The following is a 2,841-nucleotide window of genomic DNA, read 5'->3' as shown; positions in this document are numbered from 1 at the left end:
GGTCCGGGAGGCGCGCTGTCCAGGGCGGGCGCCGGTGGACGACCACCGCGCAACAGCAAGCGGCCGCCCGGCTCGCGCCCGGCGGGGTCGCCGGCGCCCTGGTAACGGGACTCGTCGAAGCCCAGCTCGGCGGCGGCGCGGGCGGCGGCCCTGCGATCGGCGTCACTGACGTCGAACCGCCCTCCGCCGGGCGCGGCCTCCTCGCGCGGGGGCTTGCGCCGCCGGCCCGTGCCGCCGGTAAGGGTCAGCCCTTCGGGGAGCATCACGAGCGAGGTGGTGCCCGACTGCTCGCCCGAGGGCCGCAGTTGGACGCGGATGCCGTGGCGCAGCGCGAGCCGGCCGACCACGAAGAGGCCCATCCGCTGGGAGATGGCCGCGTCGACGGCCGGCGGCTCGGCGAGCCGCTTGTTGATCTCCGCGAAGTCCTCCTGGGTGAGGCCGATGCCCTTGTCGTGGATCTCGACCATGATGCGGCCGTCGGGCAGCCGGGTGGCGGTGACCCGCACCCTGGTCTGCGGCGAGGAGAACGTGGTGGCGTTCTCCAGCAGCTCGGCGAGCAGGTGCACCAGGTCGTTGACGACGGGCGCCCGCACCTCGGCCTCGGGGACGCCGGAGATCTCGATCCTGGCGTAGGCCTCGACCTCGGAGGCGGCGGCGCGCAGCACGTCGACGAGCGCGACGGGCTGGTTCCAGCGGTTCTCCGGCTCCTCGCCGGCCAGCACCAGCAGGTTCTCCCCGTTGCGGCGCATGCGGGTGGCCAGGTGGTCGAGCTTGAAGAGGTGGTCGAGCTGCTCCGGGTTGGCCTCGCGGCTCTCCAGCTCGCTGATCAGAGCGAGTTGACGCTCGATCAGGCCCTGGTTGCGGCTGGAGAGGTTGGTGAAGATGGCGTTCACGTTGCCGCGCAACAGGGCCTGTTCGGCGGCGAGCCGGACGGCCTCCCGGTGCACCTGGTCGAAGGCGCGGGCGACCTCGCCGATCTCGTCGCGGCCGGCGATGCTGATCGGCGTGACCCTGGTGTCCACGTCGCCCGGCTTGGTGCGGGAGAGCTGGCCGACGACCGCGGGCAGCCGCTCCTCGGCGACCTCGGCGGCCGCGGCGCGCAGCTGGCGCATGTCGCGGCTCATGGACCTGGCGACGAGGCCGGCGAGCAGCAGGGCGAGCAGCACGGCGGCCAGCACGACGACCGAGTTGACGATCATGTCGCGGCGGGCGACGCCCGCGACGTCAAGCGCCTCCTCGACGGCTTCGTCGACGAGCCGCACCTCGATGGCGCGGTAGGCGTCGAACTCGGTGGTGGCGGACTGGAACCAGGTGTCGGGGGTGACCCCCTGGGCGGCGAGCTCGCCGGGGGTGGCGCCCGTGGAGAGCTGTTCGACCATGGTCTCCAGGTCGGGGGCGCCGGGGGCGCCGGCCGCGGCGTCCTCGCCCGCCTCGGCCATGGCCGCGGAGAGTCGCTGGCCGTCCTCGGCGGTGCCCGCGGTGACGTACTCGGCGCGGGCGATGTCCTCCAGGTAGGCGTAGGAGTCGAACGCGGTGAGCTGCGTCTCGATGGCCCGCTCGCCGGGCCCGGGCGCGACGAGCAGGTGGGTGCCGATCGAGCGCTGCAGCGAACTGGCCGCCTTGGCGAGGGAGATGGCGTAGACGGTGCGTCCGTAGGCGGCGATGTTGTCGGAGCCGAGGCCGAGTTCGTTGGAGAACGACATCAGCGGGTGCTGGACCGCGACGTAGCCCTCCTCCGTTGTCACCCCCGGGAGTTGGTCCGTGTAGGCGGCGTCGCGCAGCGGCTGGAGCTGGGGCTCGGCCTGGGCGACGGCGTCGACGCGGCGGCGCAGGCTGTCGGTGTTCGGGGCGTCGTCGGCACGCGCGTAGAACTCGTCGCGCGCCGCGTCGGTGGCCGCCCTGGCCTCGGCGACGACCTCGGACCGCGTGTCGCCCTCGAGCAACGGGCGCGCGGTGACGTCGCGTTCGTCGATCAGCGCGTGCCCGTAGGCGGTCGAGGCGCGGACCAGCTCGGCGATGCGCTCGGCGGCGTCGGCCTCCTGCCAGCGGTCGTAGGAGTCACGAACCCGCACGCCTCCCAGGAGGAGGGCGACCAGCACCGGGATGAGCAGGATCGCGTAGAGCTTGGTGGCCACCCGCCAGTTGCGGGGGGCGAACCGGGAGCCGGCTGAGGGTGGGGCCTCGTGGTCACCGGCGGCTCCGGCCGGCGGCCGGGCCGTCGCGGTGGGCGGCTGGAAACCGCCCCGACCCGGTCCGCCGAGGGCCGCCGCTTCTCCGGGATTCGGGGGAGTCGCGGTGTTGCGCCTCACAGGCTGTCACCTCTCGGCATTGATTTCGCCATCGCGGGTGGGCCGGTCACGCCCGGGGGTTCCGTGGATTCCAACACGCCACGCGACGACTTTCCAATCCCCCAAACCAGGTTGTTTCCGGCCACCCCTCAATGCCAACAAAAGGGTCATCATCCACAACAAGTCGCAAAACGCCGGGGAATCGTGCGCGGAGCGGAGCCGGACGCTCGCGACACGTGCGCATAATGCGCGGAAATGCCGGTCGAATCGTTACGAGACCCTGGAGACGAGAAGGAGATTCTGTGTGGCCGTGACGGATGGCACAGATCCACTGGAGACGGCGAAGACAGCACAGCCCGCCGGCGAGGGCCGGCGGGCGGCGGGCGACCGGTTCCGGGAGCCGGTCAGTGCAGACGGGCGAGGAGCGCGTGTTCGACGAGGGTGATCAGGGCGCTCTTGGCCTCGGACCTGTGCCGGGCGTCGGTGGTGATGATCGGCGCGTCAGGACCGATCTGCAACGCCTCCCGCACCTCCTCGGGCGAGTACGGCTGGT

General features: G+C 72.5%; 1 protein-coding gene and 1 pseudogene. Both read right to left on the bottom strand.

All coding sequences use genetic code 11. The features are described 5' to 3' along the window. Positions 1-2,309 (bottom strand): nitrate- and nitrite sensing domain-containing protein (locus tag E1265_RS35405; RefSeq protein WP_132935052.1); only part of this gene is annotated, 2,309 nt, incomplete at its 3' end. 383 nt (positions 2,310-2,692) lie between these two features. Continuing rightward, positions 2,693-2,841 (bottom strand): annotated as a pseudogene (locus tag E1265_RS35400) (ATP-binding protein); the annotation flags it as partial.

The organism is Streptomyces sp. 8K308 (assembly GCF_004348315.1).
In the GTDB taxonomy this organism is placed as follows: domain Bacteria; phylum Actinomycetota; class Actinomycetes; order Streptomycetales; family Streptomycetaceae; genus Streptomyces.
This window is presented reverse-complemented; position numbering and strand designations above follow the sequence as displayed.